General features: G+C 74.0%; 17 protein-coding genes and 1 pseudogene. 6 read left to right on the top strand and 12 right to left on the bottom strand.

The features are described 5' to 3' along the window. The first annotated feature begins 4 nt into the window (after positions 1–4). Both hemG and hemQ read left to right on the top strand, forming a co-directional pair. Positions 5–1,471 (top strand): protoporphyrinogen oxidase, encoded by a 1,467-nt coding sequence (gene hemG / locus J7I94_RS27385; protein ID WP_215171122.1) that lies wholly within the window; start codon positions 5–7, stop codon positions 1,469–1,471. Between the two features lie 4 nt (positions 1,472–1,475). Then, positions 1,476–2,207, top strand: a complete 732-nt coding sequence (hemQ, locus tag J7I94_RS27380) for a hydrogen peroxide-dependent heme synthase (protein WP_215171120.1) — start codon at positions 1,476–1,478, stop codon at positions 2,205–2,207. A gap of 135 nt (positions 2,208–2,342) precedes the next feature. Here hemQ and J7I94_RS27375 read toward each other — a convergent pair whose 3' ends face one another. From J7I94_RS27375 to zapE, 12 genes and pseudogenes are all read right to left on the bottom strand, one after another. Next, complete coding sequence (locus J7I94_RS27375) at positions 2,343–3,950, bottom strand: alpha/beta hydrolase (protein WP_215171118.1); 1,608 nt, start codon at positions 3,948–3,950, stop codon at positions 2,343–2,345. A 127-nt stretch (positions 3,951–4,077) separates the two neighbouring features. Then, positions 4,078–4,854, bottom strand: coding sequence for a TIGR04222 domain-containing membrane protein (locus tag J7I94_RS27370; RefSeq protein ID WP_215171116.1), 777 nt, complete (start codon positions 4,852–4,854; stop codon positions 4,078–4,080). Positions 4,855–4,949: 95 nt separating this feature from the next. Then, complete coding sequence (locus J7I94_RS27365; protein WP_215171114.1) at positions 4,950–6,293, bottom strand: DUF692 domain-containing protein; 1,344 nt, start codon at positions 6,291–6,293, stop codon at positions 4,950–4,952. Between the two features lie 87 nt (positions 6,294–6,380). After that, positions 6,381–7,142 carry a peptidyl-tRNA hydrolase gene (locus J7I94_RS27360; protein WP_308114716.1) on the bottom strand — a complete coding sequence of 254 codons (762 nt, stop codon included), beginning with the start codon at positions 7,140–7,142 and terminating at the stop codon, positions 6,381–6,383. 351 nt (positions 7,143–7,493) lie between these two features. Beyond that, positions 7,494–7,713, bottom strand: a pseudogene (locus J7I94_RS38635) (hypothetical protein). Between the two features lie 18 nt (positions 7,714–7,731). Further along, entirely contained in the window at positions 7,732–8,568 is an 837-nt protein-coding gene (locus J7I94_RS27355) for a polysaccharide deacetylase family protein (protein ID WP_215171110.1), read from the bottom strand. Between the two features lie 83 nt (positions 8,569–8,651). Further along, positions 8,652–10,172: an FAD-dependent oxidoreductase gene (locus tag J7I94_RS27350; RefSeq protein WP_215171108.1), complete on the bottom strand. Its 1,521-nt coding sequence runs from the start codon at positions 10,170–10,172 to the stop codon at positions 8,652–8,654. Positions 10,173–10,203: 31 nt separating this feature from the next. Continuing rightward, positions 10,204–11,610 carry a PhoX family protein gene (locus J7I94_RS27345; RefSeq protein ID WP_215171105.1) on the bottom strand — a complete coding sequence of 469 codons (1,407 nt, stop codon included), beginning with the start codon at positions 11,608–11,610 and terminating at the stop codon, positions 10,204–10,206. A 144-nt stretch (positions 11,611–11,754) separates the two neighbouring features. After that, a complete protein-coding gene (locus J7I94_RS27340; protein ID WP_215171103.1) occupies positions 11,755–13,278 on the bottom strand; it encodes a SulP family inorganic anion transporter in 1,524 nt (507 codons plus the stop codon). 8 nt (positions 13,279–13,286) lie between these two features. Continuing rightward, positions 13,287–13,868, bottom strand: a complete 582-nt coding sequence (locus J7I94_RS27335) for a carbonic anhydrase (RefSeq protein ID WP_215171101.1) — start codon at positions 13,866–13,868, stop codon at positions 13,287–13,289. 78 nt (positions 13,869–13,946) lie between these two features. After that, a complete protein-coding gene (locus tag J7I94_RS27330; RefSeq protein ID WP_308114715.1) occupies positions 13,947–14,321 on the bottom strand; it encodes a hypothetical protein in 375 nt (124 codons plus the stop codon). 223 nt (positions 14,322–14,544) lie between these two features. Beyond that, positions 14,545–15,675: a cell division protein ZapE gene (zapE, locus tag J7I94_RS27325; RefSeq protein ID WP_374198425.1), complete on the bottom strand. Its 1,131-nt coding sequence runs from the start codon at positions 15,673–15,675 to the stop codon at positions 14,545–14,547. A gap of 37 nt (positions 15,676–15,712) precedes the next feature. Here zapE and J7I94_RS27320 point away from each other — a divergent pair, with 37 nt between their 5' ends. The 4 genes from J7I94_RS27320 (at position 15,713) to msrB (ending at position 19,175) form a co-directional block, all read left to right on the top strand. Continuing rightward, the gene (locus tag J7I94_RS27320; protein ID WP_215171096.1) at positions 15,713–16,552 is read left to right on the top strand and encodes a pyrimidine reductase family protein; all 840 of its coding nucleotides are present in this window, start codon (positions 15,713–15,715) and stop codon (positions 16,550–16,552) included. Between the two features lie 176 nt (positions 16,553–16,728). Continuing rightward, complete coding sequence (locus J7I94_RS27315; RefSeq protein WP_215171094.1) at positions 16,729–17,202, top strand: indole-3-glycerol phosphate synthase; 474 nt, start codon at positions 16,729–16,731, stop codon at positions 17,200–17,202. Between the two features lie 143 nt (positions 17,203–17,345). After that, positions 17,346–18,737, top strand: a complete 1,392-nt coding sequence (gene murC, locus J7I94_RS27310; protein WP_215171092.1) for a UDP-N-acetylmuramate--L-alanine ligase — start codon at positions 17,346–17,348, stop codon at positions 18,735–18,737. Positions 18,738–18,761: 24 nt separating this feature from the next. Further along, positions 18,762–19,175 (top strand): peptide-methionine (R)-S-oxide reductase MsrB, encoded by a 414-nt coding sequence (gene msrB / locus J7I94_RS27305; RefSeq protein WP_215171090.1) that lies wholly within the window; start codon positions 18,762–18,764, stop codon positions 19,173–19,175. Positions 19,176–19,318 lie beyond the last annotated feature (143 nt).

Genomic DNA, 19,318 nt, shown 5'->3' with positions numbered 1-19,318 from the left:
GAACATGTGCGCAAGTCGGACCCGTGCGGGCACGGGGCATGTCGTCGTCATCGGAGCCGGGATCGCCGGTCTGGCCGCCGCCCACCGGCTGTCGGAGCGGGGCGCGCGGGTGACCGTGCTGGAGGCGTCGGACCGCGTCGGCGGCAAGCTGCTGCCCGGCGAGATCGCGGGCGTGCGCGTCGACCTGGGCGCCGAGTCGATGCTGGCCCGCCGCCCCGAGGCGGTCGGCCTGGCCCGTGCGGTGGGCCTCGGCGACCGCCTCCAGCCGCCGGCCACCGCGACCGCCTCGCTGTGGACCCGCGGCGCCCTGCGGCCCATGCCCAAGGGCCACGTCATGGGCGTCCCCGGCACCGCCGCCGCCCTGTCCGGCGTGCTGTCGGACGAGGGACTCGCCCGCGTCGAGCGCGACGCCGAACTGCCCCCCACCGAGGTCGGCGACGACGTGGCGGTCGGTGAGTACGTGGCGGCGCGGGTCGGCCGCGAGGTGGTCGACCGCCTGGTGGAGCCCCTGCTGGGCGGGGTGTACGCGGGCGACGCGTACCGCATCTCGATGCGCTCGGCCGTACCCCAGCTGTTCGAGGCCGTCCGCGCCCACACGTCGCTCACCGAGGCGGTCCGCGCGATCCAGGGCCGTACGGCCGCGGCCCCGGGGCCCGGCGGCCCCGTCTTCATGGGCATCGAGGGCGGCATCGGCACCCTGCCCCCGGCCGTCGCCGACACCGTCCGCGCCCGCGGCGGCGAGATCCTGCTGAACAGCCCGGTGACCGAGCTGCGCCGCGCCGCGCCCGCCGGGTGGCGCGTCGTCGCCGGCGACCGGGTGCTGACGGCCGACGCGGTGATCGTCGCCGTGCCCGCCCCGGCCGCCGCCGCGCTGCTGGGCGCCGAGGCGCCCGCCGCCGCGGCCGAGCTGGCCGCCGTGGAGTACGCCTCCATGGCGCTGATCACCCTCGCCTACCGCCGCGCGGACGCCGCCGCGCTCCCCGAGGGCAGCGGTTTCCTGGTGCCGCCGGTCGACGGACGCACCATCAAGGCGTCCACCTTCGCCTCCCGCAAGTGGGGCTGGATCGACCGCGAGGACCCGGACCTGGTCGTGCTGCGCACCTCCGTCGGCCGCTACGGCGAGACGGAGGTCCTCGGCCGCGACGACGCCGGACTCGTCGCCGTCTCCCGGCACGACCTGGAGCGGGCCACCGGTCTGACCGCCGCGCCCGTGGCCACCCGCGTCACCCGCTGGCAGGACGGCCTGCCCCAGTACCCCGTCGGCCACCACGCGCGCGTGGCCCGCGTCCGCGAGCACCTCGCCAAGCTCCCCGGCCTCGCCGTGTGCGGCGCGGCGTACGACGGCGTCGGCATCCCGGCCTCCATCGCCGGCGCGCGGGAGGCCGCCGACCAGGTCCACGACGGCCTCGGCGGTGTGGAGGAACTCACCACCGACCCGGTGCCGAGCCCACAGAATGGAGCGGGAGAATAAGGTCATGAGTGACGACGCCTCCACCCCCGCGGCCGAGCGCATCCCCAACAAGGGCAAGCTGGCCAAGGACCTCAACGAGGTCATCCGCTACACCCTCTGGTCCGTCTTCAAGCTGAAGGACGCGCTCCCCGAGGACCGCGCCGGGTACGCCGACGAGGTCCAGGAGCTGTTCGACCAGCTCGCCGCCAAGGACGTGACCGTGCGCGGCACCTACGACGTCTCCGGGCTGCGCGCCGACGCCGACGTGATGATCTGGTGGCACGCCGAGACCAGCGACCAGCTCCAGGAGGCGTACAACCTCTTCCGCCGCACCAGGCTGGGCCGCGCCCTGGAGCCGGTCTGGTCGAACATGGCGCTGCACCGCCCGGCCGAGTTCAACCGCTCGCACATCCCGGCGTTCCTCGCCGACGAGACGCCGCGCAATTACATCAGCGTCTACCCGTTCGTGCGCTCCTACGACTGGTACCTGCTGCCCGACGAGGACCGGCGCCGGATGCTCGCCGACCACGGCAAGATGGCCCGCGGTTACCCCGACGTGCGCGCCAACACGGTCGCCTCCTTCTCGCTGGGCGACTACGAGTGGATCCTCGCCTTCGAGGCCGACGAGCTGTACCGCATCGTCGACCTCATGCGCCACCTGCGCGGCTCCGAGGCCCGGCTGCACGTCCGCGAGGAGGTCCCGTTCTACACCGGCCGCCGCAAGGACCTGCCCGAGCTGGTGGCCGGGCTGGCCTGATGCCCGGGGTGGCGTCCGTGGTCCGGCCGGGGGTCCGGGGGGTGTCCCCCGGAAGTCGGGGCACGGGCCGCCGCAAGGACCTGCCCGAGCTGGTCGCCGGGCTGGCCTGACCAGCAGCCGGAATCAGAGGCCCGGTCAGCTCTCCGCGGTGGGCACCGGGGCCGGGCGCGGGGCGCACGAGGCGTCCCGCGCCGGGAGGCGGCCGTCGAGCAGGTACGCCTCCAGGTGCCCGTTGACGCACGCGTTCGGGCCGCCCGCGATGCCGTGGGAGCCGGCGTCCCGCTCGGTGACCAGCACCGAGCCCGACAGCCGGCGCCGCAGCTCCAGCGCCCCGGCGTAGGGCGTGGCCGCGTCCCGCTCGGCCGCCAGGATCAGCACCGGCGGCAGCTCGCCCGGCGCGGTGCGCACGTCCAGGGGCCGCTGCCGGGACGCCGGCCAGAAGGCGCACGGCAGATTGGTCCACACGTTCTCCCAGGTCTCGAACGGCGCCCGGCGCGCCAGCCGCGTGTTGTCCCGGTCCCAGACCGCGAAATCCGTCGGCCAGGGCGCGTCGTTGCACTCCACGGCCGTGTACACGGCGCTGGAGTTCTCCGTCTCCGCGGCCGTCTCCACCAGCGGCCCCGCCAGCTCCACCAGCGGCCCCGGGTCCCCCTTCAGATAGGCCGACAAGGCCCGCGCCCGGTGCGGCCAGTGGTCGTCGTAGTACCCGGCCCGCAGGAACGACTTCTGCAACTGCGCCGGTCCCACCGTGCCGCCCGCCGGCCGCGCCGCCAGCGACCGGCTCGCCCGCTCGTAGCTGTCCCGCACCTCACTCGGCGTGTTCCCGAGCCCGTACACGTCGTCGTGTGCGGCGATCCACGTCCGGAAGTCCAGCCAGCGCCGCTCGAACGCCGCCGACTGGGCGAGGTTGTTGCGGTACCAGATCCCCGCCGGGTCGGGGTTCACCGCCGAGTCGAACACCATCCGCCGCACCCGCCCCGGGAACAGCTCCGCGTACAGCGCCCCGAAGTAGGTCCCGTACGAGGCACCCATGAAGGTCAGTTTCTCCTCACCCAGCGCGGCCCGGATCACCTCCAGGTCCCGGGCGTTGTTGAGGGAGTGGTAGTGGCGCAGCGCGTCGCCCGCCCGCTCGGCGCAGCCACGGGCGTACGCCGCGGCCTCGGCGGCACGTTCCTTCTTGTACGCCGCGGAGGGCCGCGTCGGGGACGGCCGGGGGCCCTGGACGGAGCGTTCCGGGTCCTGGCAGCTCAGCGGCGCGGAGGGGGCGACCCCGCGTGGCGCGTAGCCGACCAGGTCGTACGCCGCCGCCAGCCGTTTCCACTCGGGCACCATGCCGATGAGGGGGAAGTGCAGCCCGGAGGCGCCCGGCCCGCCCGGGTTGTAGACGAGGGCGCCCTGCCGGAGCACCGCCCGCCCACCGCGCTTCGGGTCCTTGCCGGTGGCCCGCACCCGGCCGACGGTCAGCTCGATCCGCTTGCCGTCGGGGCGCGCGTAGTCGAGCGGGACGGTGACCGTGCCGCAGCGCATGCTGCCCGGCAGTTCGTCGGCGTCCGGGCAGTCGCCGAACCTGATGCCGGCCGCCGCGGCGCGGGCGGCGGCCGCCTCGGCGCCCCGCCGCTCGGCCGTACCCGTACCCGTACCCGTACCCGTACCCGGGTCCTCCGGGGCGCCGTCGGCGGGGGCGGCGGTGAGGGCGGCCAGGAGCAAGGAGCCGGCGGCCGAGCAGAGGGTGGCTGCTCTCATCGCGTGTCCCTTCGGTGCGCCAAATTCGACAAAAGGGATGTTTCGTTCGGCGATCGGGGAAGGCAAGCACCCCGGCGGGTGTCGGCGCCGCGTCTTTCCGGGGGCGGCCGGGGGCGGCCCCGATGGGTCAGTCCCGCAGGCCCTCGTACTCCTCGCGGTGCGCGAAGGCCGCGCGCAGGTCCGGTTCGCCGATCGCCCGCACGCCGCGGACGGCGACCGAGGTGAGATCCGCGGCGTCCCCGGGCCGGCCGGCCCGCCGGGCGAACGCGTACAGCAGCCGCTGTCCGGCCGGTGACGCCCACGCCGAGTACGGGTGGACCTCGATGCGGGCTATGGCCAGGCAGCTCAGCGTCAGGGCGAGCGGCAGCGCGAACCACAGGGCGATCAGGTAGCGCGGCACGTCGCCGGAAGCGGGCAGGGCCAGCGCCGCCGCGCCCAGCGCGCACACCGCCAGCGCGGCGAGCCGCACCCGGCGGACGGCGGCGGCGACCGTGCGGACGCCGTCCGGTACCGCCAGGCCCGCGCTGACCAGCCGTTCGGCCAGCCCCCGCACCGCGTCCGCCGCCGCGGCCGAGGCCCGTACCGGCGCGATCCGGGACTGTCCCCCGGGACCTATGGCCCCGATCACGGAGCGCTCCATCTCGTCCTGGCCGCGCGGGTCGACGACGGTCGCCCAGCCGGTGTGCGCGAGCAGGAGCCGGCGCTGACGGGCCATGGACACCATCGTCAGGTCGGCGACCCGCGCGGGGCCGCCCGACAGGAAGGCGGCCTCGTAGAGGTCGAGTTCACGTCCGCGGACCGAGTCCGTGCCGCCGTTCGCCGCGCGGGCGGCGGCCAGACACAGTCGCGTGCACGCCGTACCGGCGACGGCCCAGGCCGGCAGCAGGAGGAGGACCCAGAACATGCCGTTTTTCTATGCCAAAGAGATGGGCCCACGCCACGCCCTGTTCAGCATCCGGACCCAGTGTTGCCGGTATGTGACGTTCCGTTCAGGGAAGTTCAGCGCCCCAGCAACACCCGTCGCGTGGCCCGCACCAGTCGCACCGCCGGACGCCGTGAGGGGGGCACCGGTCCCGACCGCTCCCGCCACCACCGCCGTACCTCCCGCCGGGCCCGGGCGTCCGCCACGGTCCCGCTCCGCACCAGGTGCGCGGCGAAGTCCAGGGCGTCCCGGCGGTAGCCCCCGGTCATCGGCCTCTCCCGGGCGTACGCGAGGAAGGCCGGGCGGTAGGCCGCGCCCAGGATCTCCGGCAGTTCGGGCGCTACCTTCGCCACCACGCCGGCCCGCTTCCCGGCCAGCGCCAGGACCTGCACCTCCAGCCGCGCCCGGTCGAACCCCTCGGGCGCGGGCGTCCCCGCGACCAGCGAGGAGAGCAGTGCGGTCTGGGCGAGCGCGAGCCGCCGACGGGTTCCCTCACCGGCGGGCTGCTTCCCGTCGCCGGCGGTCCGCGCCCCGCCCGGCAGCCGGGCGGCCCCTCGGCCCCCGGCCGCCCGTCCCTTCTCCACCGCCGCCCCGATCGCGGCCAGTTCCCCCTCCAGTTCGGCCGGCTCGGGAAAGTCCTCGTCCCGCTCCAGCAGCACCCCCGGCGGCGCGACCCGCGAGGCGAGGTCGGTCAGCACGTCGAGCACCGGCTGGGTCACGGGGTGGGCGTGGCTGTCGTGCCAGACACCGTCGCGTTCGAAGCCGCCCGCGACATGGACGTAGGCGAGCGCCTCCAGCGGCAGCGCGGCGAGCGCCTCGGCCGGGTCCTCGCCGCGGTTGACGTGGTTGGTGTGCAGGTTGGCGACGTCGATCAGCAGCCGTACGCCGGTCCGGTCGGCCAGTTCGTACAGGAACTGCCCCTCCGTCAGCTCCTCGCCCGGCCAGGAGAAGAGCGCGGCGATGTTCTCCACGGCCAGCGGCACGGGCAGCGCGTCCTGCGCGATGCGGACGTTCTCGCACAGCACGTCCAGGGCGTCCCGGGTGCGCGGCACGGGCAGCAGGTGCCCCGCCTCCAGACGCGGTGAGAAGGTCCCAGGCCCGCCCGCGCGGACGAACGCGATGTGCTCGGTGACCAGTGGTGACCCGAGTACGCCGGCCCGCTCGGCCAGTGCCGCGAGCCGCCCCGCATCGGGCCGGTCCGCGCCGCCGAGGCCGAGGGAGACGCCGTGCGGCACCACGGTGACACCGCGCTCGCGCAGCCGCAGCAGCGAGGCCGGGAGGTGTCCGGGGCAGACGTTCTCGGCCACCACCTCGACCCAGTCGATGCCCGGCATCGCCTCGACGGCGTCCGCGATCTCCGGGCGCCATCCGATACCGGTTCCCAGTCGGTGCACGGCCTCCACCCCCTCTCCTGTGTACATGCCGGGGGTTTCGCCGCCGCGAGCGGCGCCGAACCGTGGAACGCGGGCGTTCAGAGCAAGATTTGAGGTTCAGTGGGTGTCACCACGTCACCGCAGCTCCGGGTGGTCCGCCACCACCGTGCACGACCCGGGCGCGATCTCCGTGTACCCGGCGTCGCGGACCACCGGCAGGCCGCCGGCGGTGAGGCGGGGCCAGTCGGCGGGGGACGCGGTGCGGACGGCGAGCGGGAAGCCCGCGTCGCGCCAGGCGGCGCGCTGTTCGCCGGTCAATTGCCACCAGGCGAGCTGGGCGCCGTGCCCGGCCTGTGCCATCGCCTTGCCCGCCGACATCTCGACCTCGGGACTCATCCACAGCACCGGCCCGGACCGGTCGGCGTCGCCCGGCGGTTCGTGGTCGTCGAGTTCGGTGCCGGAGACCTGGAGCTTGGCCAGTTCCTTGGGCCAGCCGTCCAGCGGGACCGGCGGGAAGACCCGTACCTCCGCCGACTTGCCGGTGACCGTGATGCCGGGCAGCCCCTCGGCCCGCCGCCACTCGGCACCGCGCGCCCGCCGCACCACCTTGCGGATGCGGGCGTCCTGCCAGTCCCGCATCGCCCGCGCCCATTCCCCCTCGCCCGTCGACCGCTCGTCGGCGAGCATCACCAGCACCGCCCGGGCGGCGGTCTCCAGCGCGTCGGTACGGGCCGGCGGCGCCGCGCGCTCGATGCGGACGACCAGCGGCAGCACGAACTGCGGGGCGAGGTCGCGGTCACCGGGTTCGGCGCGGAACGGGCTGTCGGCGGCGGGGCCGCCGGGTGCGGGGCTGCCGGGTGCGGGGCTGTCGGGGACGGGTGTCGCGTCGTTGTTCACGCGCCCAGTCTGCCAAGCCGCCGCGGACCCGGGAGAGTACGGGGCCATGCGACGTGAGGTACGGCTGACGGGTGTGGGCCGCCGCTACGGCCCGCGCGGCCCCTGGGTGCTGCGCGGCGTCGGCCTGACCGTCCCGCCCGGCGCGCTGGTCCGCGTCGAGGGCGCCAACGGCACGGGGAAGTCCACCCTGATTCACCGGGGCGGCAGCCAGAAGGTGGCGGTGGCACAGGCGCGGCTCGCCGAACCCGGGCTGCTCGTGCTCGACGAGGCGCTGCGCTCCCAGCGCTCGCTGCCGCCGGTCGTCCTGTACGCCGCCGCGCTCGCCGTCGGGGCCCAGGGCGGTGGGCCGGTTCACCCTGAACACGCGGTCCGCTGCGCCTCCAGCCACTCGCAGGCCGGGCAGAGGGTGACGCCCTTGTACGACTCCGGGTACTCCGTCGGCTCCCGGCACAGGACACTCCCCCACTCTCGGCTTCGCTCGAGCGGGAGGGACCCCCATCGCGTACGGCGGGCCCTCCGCCTTCGGCGGCCTGCCCGCGTCGTCGATCAGGCAGTAGTCGTTGTCGCTCATGTCTCCAGCGTAGAACCGTCAGGTCCGCCCGTTCGCGGCGCCGACCAGCTCGGACACCTTGACGAAGCGGTAGCCCTGCCGCCGCAGTTCGGGCACGATCGTCCGCACCGCCCGCTCGGTGACGGGGGCGGCGCTGCGGGTGCAGTGCAGGACCACCACCGACCCCGGCCGGACCCCGTCCAGCACCTGCCGGGACACGGCGTCCGCGTCGGTCGCGAAGGCGTCGCCGCTCACCACGTCCCACTGCACGGCGGTGACTCCGGCGGCCGTCAGCTCCTTCAGCGCCGCCGGGTCGTGGCACCCGCCCGGGAAGCGGAAGTACGGCATCGGGTCCTGGACCCCCGCCTTCCGGAACGCCGCGTACGCCCGTTCCACGTCCGCCCGCATCCGGTCGCGGGACACGGTCGGCAGGCCGTAGCAGTCGTCGGTGAAGGCGTAGTGGCTGTAGGAGTGGTTGGCGACCTCGAAGAGCCGGTCCCGGCCGATCGAGCGGGCCTGGTCCGGGTACTCCTCGGCCCACCGTCCGGTCATGAACACCGTCGCCGGCACCTTCAGCTCCCGCAGCGCGGCGATCAGCTCCGGGTTGTCGAACCGCTCGCCCGCCGCCGCCCGGGGCCCCTGGTCGGCGGTCATGTCGGCGTCGAAGGTCAGCGCCACGGTCCGCTCGCCGGTACGCGGGCCGTGCGAGAAGACCGGGGTGAGCCCGGCCGGGCCGGGCGCGAGGGTCGGAACGGACGGCTCCGGAGAAGAGGAGGGAGAGGCGGCCGGGTGCCGCGGTGCCTCGGCGGTGCCGCAGGCGGCGAGGGCGGCGCCCAGGAGAGAGACCAGGACCGCACGCCGTACGAGAGTGATCATCGTACGAACATATGGGCGGCTTCGTCGGTTTTCCTGCCGCCGGGCGCCGACCCGGCCGTACGGTCACCCGGCCGGGCGGCCGGTCAGATCTCCCGCCGCTCCAGCGGCTTCGTCGCCGGGCCCTCGATGACCTTTCCGTCCGTGTCGAAGCGGGAGCCGTGGCAGGGGCACTCCCAGGCGCGCTCGGCGGCGTTGAAGCCGACCAGGCAGCCCAGGTGGGTGCAGCGCGGGGAGACGGCGTGCAGGGCGCCGGCCTCGTCGCGGTACACGGCGACGCGGTCGCCGCCCGCCCGGACCACCGCGCCCTCGCCGGGCGGCAGGGCGTCCACGGGAGGCGCGGGCCTGAGCCGGTCGCCGACGAAGTGCCGGGCCACCTCGGCCTGCGTCTGCAGGAACCGCGGCGCCTCACGGACCTGGGTGCGCAGCCGGCGCGGGTCGTACAGCTCGCTCCACGGGCTGCCGGTGCCCGTGATCTGCGCGGTGAGCAGCAGGCCCGCCATCATGCCGCCGCTCATCCCCCAGCCGCCGAAGCCGGTGGCGACGTAGGTGTGGTGCGCGCCCGGGTGCAGCGGGCCCACCATCGGCACGGTGTCGGTCGGGTCGATGTCCTGGGTGGCCCAGGCGTGGGTGAGAGTGACGCCGGGGAAGTGGCCGCGGGCCCAGCCGGACAGGCGCTCGAACCGCTCCCGGGTGTCGCCCGTGCCGGGGGTGAAGTGCTCCCCGGTGACGATGAGCAGACGCCGGCCCGTGTCGTCGAGGGGGGCCGTGCGGGCCGAGCGGGTGCCCTCGTCCGGGGTGATGTACATGCCGTCGATGTCCCGGCCGGCCTCGACGGGACCGGCCACGACCAGCTCGCGGCGCGGGGAGAGCCGGGTGAACAGCAGCGCCCGGTCGAAGATCGGGTAATGGGTCGCCACCACCACGTCCCGGGCCCGCACCGTCGCTCCCGTGTCCGTCGACAGCCGGCAGGGCTCGCCCTCGTCCAGCCCGTGCACGACGGTGTTCTCGAAGATCAGGCCGCCGCGTGCCAGCAGGTCCCCGGCGAGGGCCAGCAGGTACTTGCGCGGGTGGAACTGGGCGCCGCCCGCGACCCGCACGGCGCCCGCGACCGGGAACGGCAGCCCGGTCTCCGTCACGAACTCGGCCGGCAGCCCCGCCTCCTTCGCCGCCGCGGCCTCCGCCCGCACCTCGTCCACCCGGCCCGCGTCGCAGACGTAGGTGTAGGCGCTCCTGGGCTCCCAGTCGCAGTCGATGCCCAGCTCGTCCACCAGCGCCGCGGCGCGCGCGATCGCCTCGGTCTGCGAGCGGGCGTACAGCCGGGCGCCCTCGGGGCCCCGGGTGCGGCGCAGCTTGTCGTAGACCAGGGTGTGCTGGGCGGTGAGCTTGGCGGTGGTGTGGCCGGTGACGCTCGCGGCGATCCGCCCGGCCTCCAGCACCGCCACGCTCCGCCCGGCCCGCGTCAGCTCGTACGCCGCGCTCAGTCCCGCGACGCCGCCGCCGATCACGGCGACGTCGACGTCGAGATCCTCCGTCAGCGCGGGGTGGGGTTCACCCGGTGCCGTCTCCAACCAGTACGAGCCGCTGGGCCGCGCGTTCTCCGTCATGCGGCTCCGGGTACCCCGCGCCGCGCCGCTGTCACCCGACGGGTGCCCGCCAGGGTCCCGTCACCGCGAACGTCGTCCCCGGCGTGTAGCAGTTGACGTACATCGTGTCCCCGTCGGGGGAGAACGTCACGCCGGCGAACTCGCCCCACTCGGGTTCCCCGGCCGTTCCGATGTTCTGCCGGCCGCGGGCCATCGCGTACACCTCGCCCTTGCGCGTCACCCCGAAGACGTGCTGGGCGCCGCCCCCGTCCTCGCAGACCATCAGGCCGCCGGAGGGCGCCAGGCAGATGTTGTCCGGGGACTCGCCGGGCAGCCGTACGTCGGTGTCCGGGCCGAAGACGATCACCAGGGTGAGCCGGCGCCGCTCGGGGTCGTAGCGCCAGATCTGGCCGTGGTGGTCGGCCGCCGAGCCGTCCGCGCCGCGGGCGAAGGACGACACGAAGTACACGCAGCGCCCACCCCAGTAGCAGCCCTCCAGCTTCTGGGCGTGGGTGATGCCGCCCCGGCCGAAGTCCTGGAAGCGGATCGGGGTCCCGGCGGCCAGCGGATCGGGGACGTCCACCCATGCGATGCCGTCGAACGTCGTGCCCGTCTCCTGGACCGTGGACAGGTCGGGTACGCCCGGCACCCGCATCGCCTGGAGCCGGCCGCCCGCGCGCAGCGATCCGGTGCCGCCGAGCGGCTTGTCGGGCAGGAAGCGGTAGAAGAGGCCGAAGGGGTGCTCGAAGGCGTCCTCCGTCTCGTAGACCACGCCTCTGCGCGGGTCCACGGCGACCGCCTCGTGCTGGAAGCGGCCCAGCGCGGTCAGCGGTACCGCGCCGGTGCGGTGCGGGTCGGCCGGGTCGACCTCGAAGACGAAGCCGTGGTCCTTGGTGTAGCCGTCGGTGCCTGCCTTGTCCTCGGTCTCCTCGCAGGTCAGCCAGGTGTGCCAGGGGGTGGGCCCGCCCGCGCAGTTCACGGCCGTACCGGCGATCGCGACCCGTTCGGACAGCACCCGGTTGCGGGAGTCCAGGGTCAGCGCCGTGCAACCGCCCTGGCCGGCCGGGTCGTAGGTGAGGCCCTCGACGGCGGGGACGGGGACGCGGCCGTCGGCGCGGTTCTCGTGGTTGCGGACGAGGTGGACGCGGCCCCGGGCGGCGGGGAAGGCGGACATGCCGTCGTGGTTCGAGGGGACCGGGCCTTCGCCCGACCGCAGGGGCTCGCCCTCCCGGGACAGCACGCGGTAGCGGAAGCCGGCGGGCAGGTCGAGCAGCCCGTCGGGGTCGGGGACCAGCGGGCCGTACCCGGTGTGGCCCAGGGACTGCGCGGCGGCGGTGCCGGCGAAGAGTTCGGTCAGGGCGCCGGAGAAGACGATGCCCGCTCCCAGGGCACCGGAGCGGGCGAGGACTTCACGTCGGGACGCCGGACGAGGGTTCGCCGGACGCGGAGACACGGACATGGGGAAACCTTCCTGCTGGCGGACAGGACTGTGACCCGCTGTGTTTATCACTTCACAGAAGACCCGGGAACCACGTGCGGCGCGGGTGGCATGTCCGGGCACCCCACGGGGGCGCGTGGAGTGCCCGGACGTCTCAGGCGGACGTCACCCCGCCGGTTCGGTCACCCCAGCCGGTTCCTTCACCTGTGCCTGTGCCGTCACCTGCGCCGGTTCCGTCACCTTCACCGGATCCGTGCCGGTGGCGCTGTGCCGCTCGGCCCAGTTCTCCAGGGCGGTACGGCAGGCGTGGTCCAGGTGGTGCAGTCCGGACAGGTCCAGCTCGATGGGCCGGTCCTGCGGGAGGGACTCCAGGCTGTCGAGGATCTTCGGCAGCCGCAGGAAGGTGGCGTTGCCCGACAGGTACACCTGGATGGGACCGGCGCCCTTGTCGACGATCTCCGTCTTCAGGTGCGAGGCATCCCAGGCGGTCTTGACCACCGACAGGGCCAGACCGATCAGCACGCCCTCGAACATGTTGACGGCGACGATCGACACGGCCGTGACGATCAGGATCAGCGCCTCGCCCCGGTGCGTCCGCCACAGCGCCACCAGCGGACGGAACGGGATCAGCTTCCAGCCCGCGTGGACCAGGATGCCGGCCAGCGCGGGCAGCGGGATGTAGGCCAGCGCGGCCGGGAGCAGCGCCGCGAAGAGCAGCAGCCACACACCGTGCATGACCCGGGAGGCCTTGGTCTTGGCGCCCGCGTTCACATTGGCCGAGCTGCGCACGATGACCGCGGTCATCGGCAGCGCGCCGAGCACTCCGCAGATCGCGTTGCCCGCGCCCTGCGCCATCAGTTCCTTGTTGTACTCGGTGCGCGGACCGTTGTGCAGCCGGTCCACCGCGGCGGCGCTGAACAGGCTCTCGGCGGAGGCGATCAGGGTGAAGGCGATGATCGTGCCGATGATGCCGACGCTCGCCAGTTCGCCGAAGGCGTCGGCGCCGGGCGGCTGGATGGAGTCGAACAGGCCGTTGACCTCGACCGTGGCGACCGGCAGCCCGAAGGCGAGGACGGCGAGCGTGGCCAGGACGACCGCGGCGAGCGCGCCCGGCACGGTCTGGGCCTGCTTCGGCAGCTTCTTCCAGCCGACCATCACCGCGATGGTGCCCGCGCCGACCGCCAGCGAGGCCAGCGCCTCGGTGGAGCCGAACGCGTCGGCCGCCGCCCCCGGCAGCCCGGCGATCTTGCCGAGCCCGGAGGCGGGCGCCTCCAGGCCCGCCGCCGCATAGAGCTGGCCCGCGATGATGACGAGCCCGATGCCGGCCAGCATGCCCTCGACCACCGACAGCGAGATGGCCCGGAACCAGCGCCCCAGCTTCAGGGCGCCCATGACGAGCTGGAGCAGCCCGGCCGCCAGCACGATCACGCCGAGCGCGGGCAGGCCGTAGGTGTCGACGGCCTCGTAGACCAGGACGGTCAGCCCGGCGGCGGGGCCGGACACCTGGAGGCTGCTGCCGGGCAGCAGACCGGTGACGATGCCGCCCACGATGCCGGTGATCAGGCCGAGTTCGGCCGGGACGCCGGAGGCGACGGCCACGCCCACGCACAGCGGCAGGGCGACCAGGAACACGACGAGGGAGGCGGCGAAGTCCTGCCGCAGGAACGGGTACTTGGATATTCGGGACACGGGGGCGCTCACAGGACGTCGAACGTGTCGGTGTCCGCCTGGTGCGCGCGCACGGTCCCGGTGTGCACCTCGTAGTACCAGCCGTGCAGCCGGAGGCTGCCCTCGGCCAGACGCCGCTCGATGCACGGGTAGGAGCGCAGGCGCAGCAACTGGGCCAGTACGTGGTTCTGCACGGGCTCGGCGACCGCCGGGTCGGCCGGGTCGGAGCACTTCGGCTGGTCCGCGCCGTAGCTGAGCCAGTCGCGTACGGCCGGTACGGAGGTCAGGTCGTCGCCGCGGACCATCGCGCCGACGGCGCCGCAGTGCGAGTGGCCGCAGACCACGATGTCGTCGACGCCGAGCACCTGCACGGCGTATTCGATGGTGGCCGCCTCGCCGGTGGGGCGCTCCGCGGTGTACGGCGGGACGACGTTGCCCGCGGTGCGCAGCTCGAAGAGCTGGCCGGGCCGGGCGCCCGTGATCAGCGCGGGTACGACCCGCGAGTCGGAGCAGGTGATGAACAGGACGTCGGGGGACTGGCCTTCGGCGTACCTGGCGAACTCCTCAGGGCGCTGTCCGTACGTGCGGGCGTGGTCGATGAGGGGTTGCATGAGGGTGTTTTCCTCCTGGCGCGCAGTGGGGGCGCGTCGGACGGTCAATGACAGAGGTGGGGCTGCTGCTCCGGACTGTCAGCAGCGGAACACCTGGAGTGCCGCGGGGGAACGGTCCGCCGAGGGTCTCGGCGGACGTGAGTGCCCGATGCCGGGCTGGACCTGCTCGAAGACGGCCGGGATGCGCTGCCTCAGGAGCGGCCGTTCGGCCGACCGGGGTTCCGGGGCGGTGGCGGTGCGGTGCCGGTCGCGGACCCGTGCGGGACCGGTCGGGTCCCCGGGCCGGCCGGCGTCGTGGCACGTGACGGTCTCGATGCGTGCCACCCATCCGGAGGGGATGGTTCCGGACTGATCGTTGGCCACGACATCACGGCTCGTGTGCGCGGTTGCGAAGGACGCGCTGGGTGCGAACAGCTGGAAGGTGAGCAGGGCGGCGGCGAGGAGTGAGATCACGGTTCTGGCCGTCGTACCTCGTGGCATACGCCCCCCTTCGCTCACCTCGAACGTTTTACAAGAACCAACACTTGGTCAATGGCTGGTCAAGAAAGACGTTAACCCAGCAAAGTCCTTTGCAGGGTTAATTCGGTGTTTCGTGTCTGAGGAGAGCCTGAAAAGAGTGGGCGCCTGGCGTGAACGCCCCCTTGACTTCAGGGGGTTGGGGGTGTGGTCCGCCGCCTCAGCGGGTGTCGGCCAGGCGTGCCGCGTCGCGCGCCAGCGCGGTCAGCCGGGAGATCGCCCGGAAGTACTTCTTGCGGTAGCCGCCCTTCAGCATGTCCTCGCTGAACAGCCGGTCGAAGGGCAGCCCGGAGGCGAGCACCGGCACCTCCCGGTCGTACAGCCGGTCCGCGAGCACCACCAGCCGCAGCGCCGTCGACTGGTCCGGCACCGGACGGACCCCGGTCAGGCACACCGCCGCGAGGCCGTCGGTCAGCGCGCCGTAGCGGCTGGGGTGGACCCGGGCCAGGTGGTCCAGCAGGTCGGGGAAGGCGTCCAGGGAGGCGCCGGCGGTGGCGTGCGCGGCCCGGGTGACCTGCTCGTCGGAGTACGGCGCCGGGGCCTCGGGCAGGCCGCGGTGGCGGTAGTCCTCGCCGTCGATGCGCAGGGTGCGGAAGTGCGCCGACAGGCCCTGGATCTCGCGCAGGAAGTCGGCCGCCGCGAACCGGCCCTCACCGAGCTTGCCGGGCAGCGTGTTGGAGGTGGCGGCCAGCGCCACGCCCGCCTCCACCAGCCGGGAGAGCAGGCTGGAGACCAGGACGGTGTCGCCCGGGTCGTCCAGTTCGAACTCGTCGATGCACAGCAGCCGGTGCCCGGACAGCGTCCGCACGGTCTGCTGGAAGCCGAGGGCGCCGACCAGGTTGGTCAGCTCCACGAAGGTGCCGAACGCCTTGCGGGACGGCTCGGCGTCGGTGGCGTGCCAGAGGGAGGCCAGCAGATGGGTCTTGCCGACGCCGTAGCCGCCGTCGAGGTAGACGCCGCGCGGGCCGGCCGGGGTCTTCGGCGCCTTGCTCCGCCCGAAACCGAACAGACCGCGCCTGCCGCCGCCCGCCGGTGCCGCCTGGCCGAGCCCGGCCGCGAAGCCCTCCAGCACCCGTACCGCCTCGCTCTGGCTGGGCTGGTTCGGGTCCGGTACGTAGGTGTCGAACCGGACCGAGTCGAACCGCGGCGGCGGCACCATCTCGGCCACCAGCCGGTCGGCGGGGACGTGCGGCTCACGGGCGCACAGGGACAGCGGGGCGGTGCCCGCGGTGCCCGCTATGGGCGCGGATCCGGAGGCGGCGGGGCCGGAGGCGGGGGAGGGAGACGACACGGTTCATCATGGTAGATGCCGTGGAACACTGCACCGCATGCGACGCCTGTTCCCTGTGACCGACCAGACAGCAGCGGCAGAGACCACCGAGGGGGCCCCGGGAGGGGGCGACCGGGAGTGGAGCCTGGCGGAGCTGGCCGCCGCGTACGCCTATCCGGAGCCGGAGCCGGAGCCGGAGCCGGAGCCGGACCACGGCCCCGGTGGTGGCGGACCGGGCGTGTGGCTGCGGGCCAACATGGTCTCCACGCTCGACGGGGCCGCCCAGCACGACGGCCGCTCCCAGCCCATCTCCAGCGCCGCCGACATGCGGATCTTCGGCACGCTGCGGGCGCTGGCGGACGTGGTCGTCGTCGGCGCCGAGACCGTACGCCAGGAGGGGTACCGCCCGGCACGCGCGCGTGCCGAGTTCGCGGCGGCCCGGCAGGCCGCCGGACAGGGCCCGGTGCCCGCGATCGCGGTGGTCAGCGCCGGCCTCGGCCTGGACTTCTCCCTCCCGCTGTTCACCTCGCCCCTGGTCCCCACGCTGGTCCTGACCGGCGCCGCGGCGCCCGCCGACCGCGTCGCCGCCGCCGAGCGGGCGGGCGCCCGGGTGGTGGTCGCCGGGGACGGGCCCGGCGTGGATCCCGCGCGTGCCGTGGCGGCCCTCGCAACCCTCGGCCACCGGCGGCTGCTGACCGAGGGCGGGCCGCGGCTGCTCGGGCAGTTCGTCGCGGCCGGGGTGCTGGACGAGCTGTGCCTGACCGTCTCCCCGCTGCTGACGGCGGGGGACGCGCAGCGGATCGCCGGGGGGCCGTCCGTCGCGGTGCCGCGACGGTTCGAGCTGGCCTCCCTGCTGGAGGAGGAAGGCTTCCTCTTCAGCAGGTACCGGAGGGTGTGACACGACGTGGATACGACGCGGCAATAATCGGAATATTCCGTTCCGCTTAGCTGGGGACGGGCACACTGATTCCGGCAGTACCTGCGCGATCACGGGGCAGGATGGTTTCGGCAGGGCCGGACACGGCTCACGGAGGGTTTGGGGCCCGCGGGCCCGCGAGGGAGAAGGGGCGCCTGGTGTTCACAAGCGTTTTGATGATCGAGAAGGCCCTGACGTCCGCCGACGTGGAGTTCGTCACCACCTTGCACGGGGACGAGGCCGTCTCCTTCTACGTGCTGCTCCAGCCGCGCGGCGACCAGGCGGACCGGCTGCTGCGCGCGATCGACGACATCGCGCTCGGCGAGCTGGACGAGGCCGTCCGCGAAGGGGAGACACCCGAGGGCGAGGAGGCGCTGACCACGGGACAGCGGGCCCTGGAGGTGTCCCTCACCGCGCTGCGCGCCTCGGGCAACGAGGCGGTGGGCCGGCTGATCGACGAACACCCGCTGGACGCGCTGAAGACCCTGGTGGAGGAGATCGGCGCCGACGAGGTGATCGTCCTGACCGACCCGCACTACGTGGAGGAGTTCTTCCACCGGGACTGGGCCTCCCGGGCCCGGCACAAGGTCGGCGTGCCGGTGCTGAAGCTGTTCTCGCACAGCAAGGCGTGAGCCCCCCGGCCGGTCGGCGGGCGCGCGGGGAGCCGCGCACGGCTGCGCGGCGTGCCCTGGCCAGGTCGGCGTCCGCGCCCGGCACCGCATAGGCTGACCGGCGCAGACAGGCACGTACAGAACCGCACGCACAGGGAGACAACATGGCACCCGGCCTCCCCACCGCCATGGACCGACCGCACTTCATCGGCATCGGCGGCGCCGGAATGTCGGGGATCGCCAAGATCCTCGCCCAGCGCGGCGCCAAGGTGGCCGGCAGCGACGCGAAGGACTCCGCGACCGCCGAGGCGCTGCGCGCGCTGGGCGCCACCGTCCACATCGGGCACGCCCCCGCGCACCTCGCCGACGACGCGAGCTGCGTCGTCGTCTCCTCCGCCATCCGCGCCGACAACCCGGAGCTGGTCCGCGCCGCCGAGCTGGGCGTCCCCGTCGTCCACCGCTCCGACGCCCTCGCCGCCCTGATGGACGGCCTGCGTCCGCTCGCGGTGGCCGGCACCCACGGCAAGACGACCACCACCTCGATGCTGGCGGTCGCCCTGTCCCACCTGGGCCTGGATCCGTCGTACGCGATCGGCGGCGACCTGGACGCGCCCGGCTCCAACGCCCTGCACGGCGACGGCGAGATCTTCGTCGCCGAGGCGGACGAAAGCGACCGCAGCTTCCACAAGTACGCCCCCGAGGTCGCGATCGTCCTCAACGTCGAGCTCGACCACCACGCCAACTACGCCTCGATGGACGAGATCCACGAGTCCTTCGAGACGTTCGCCGGCCGGATCGTGCCCGGCGGCACGCTGGTGGTCTCCGCCGACCACGAGGGCGCCCGCGAACTGACCCGCCGCCTGGCCGGCTCGGTGCGCACGGTGACGTACGGCGAGGCGGCCGACGCCGACGTCCGCATCCTCTCCGTCGTCCCGCAGGGACTGAAGAGCGAGGTCACCGTCGCGCTCGACGGCACGGAACTGACCTTCACCGTCTCCGTCCCCGGCCGCCACTACGCCTCCAACGCGGTGGCCGCCCTGGCCGCGGGCGCCGTCCTCGGCATCCCTTCCGCCGAACTGGCCCCCGCCCTCGCCGCCTACACCGGCGTGAAGCGGCGGCTCCAGCTCAAGGGCGAGGCGGCCGGCGTCCAGGTCGTCGACTCCTACGCGCACCACCCCACCGAGATGACCGCCGACCTGGAGGCGATGCGCGCGGCGGCCGGCGACGCCCGCATCCTCGTCGTCTTCCAGCCGCACCTGTTCTCCCGCACCCAGGAGCTGGCCAAGGAGATGGGCCAGTCGCTCGCCCTCGCCGACGCCTCCTTGGTCCTCGACATCTACCCGGCCCGCGAGGACCCGATCCCCGGCGTCACCAGCGACCTGATCGTCGAGGCCGCCCGCGCGGCCGGCGCCGACGTCACCCCGCTGCACGAGGCGGCCGGGGTACCGGAGGCGGTCGCGGGAATGGCACGGCCCGGTGATCTCGTTCTCACCATGGGCGCGGGCGACGTCACCGACCTCGGCCCGCTGATCCTGGACCGTCTCAAGCAGCAGTAGAAGAAGTAGGGGAGCTGAGCACTCATGGCGTACGACGTCGAGAAGCCGGACGAGCAGTGGCGCGCGGAGCTGTCCCCGGCCGAGTACGCCGTCCTGCGGCAGGCCGGCACGGAGCCCGCGTTCACGGGTGAGTACACCGACACCAAGACCAAGGGCGTCTACTCCTGCCGCGCCTGCGGAGCGGAACTGTTCACCTCGACCACGAAGTTCGAGTCGCACTGCGGCTGGCCGTCCTTCTACGACCCGAAGGACTCCGCCGCGGTCGAGCTGATCGAGGACCGCTCCCACGGCATGGTCCGCACGGAGGTCCGCTGCGCCCGCTGCGGCTCCCACCTCGGCCACGTCTTCGAGGGCGAGGGCTACCCGACCCCGACCGACCAGCGGTACTGCATCAACTCGATCTCGCTGCGGCTGGAGCCGGCCGAGAACGCGGGCTGATGCGGGCACGGGGAGTGAGGCGGGCCCACACGGTCATGCCGGACGGCGGGTACGGGGCCGTGCCCCGGAGGCCGGCCGGCGTCGCCACCCAGGCCCCGGCCCGACTCCGCGGTGGCGTCGAGGCCGGCGCGCAGGGGCATCCG

Origin of the sequence: Streptomyces sp. ISL-12 (genome assembly GCF_018614415.1) — a bacterium.
GTDB lineage: Bacteria > Actinomycetota > Actinomycetes > Streptomycetales > Streptomycetaceae > Streptomyces.
Note: the sequence above shows the minus strand (reverse complement) of the source record. Positions and strands in the feature narration are given on the sequence as shown.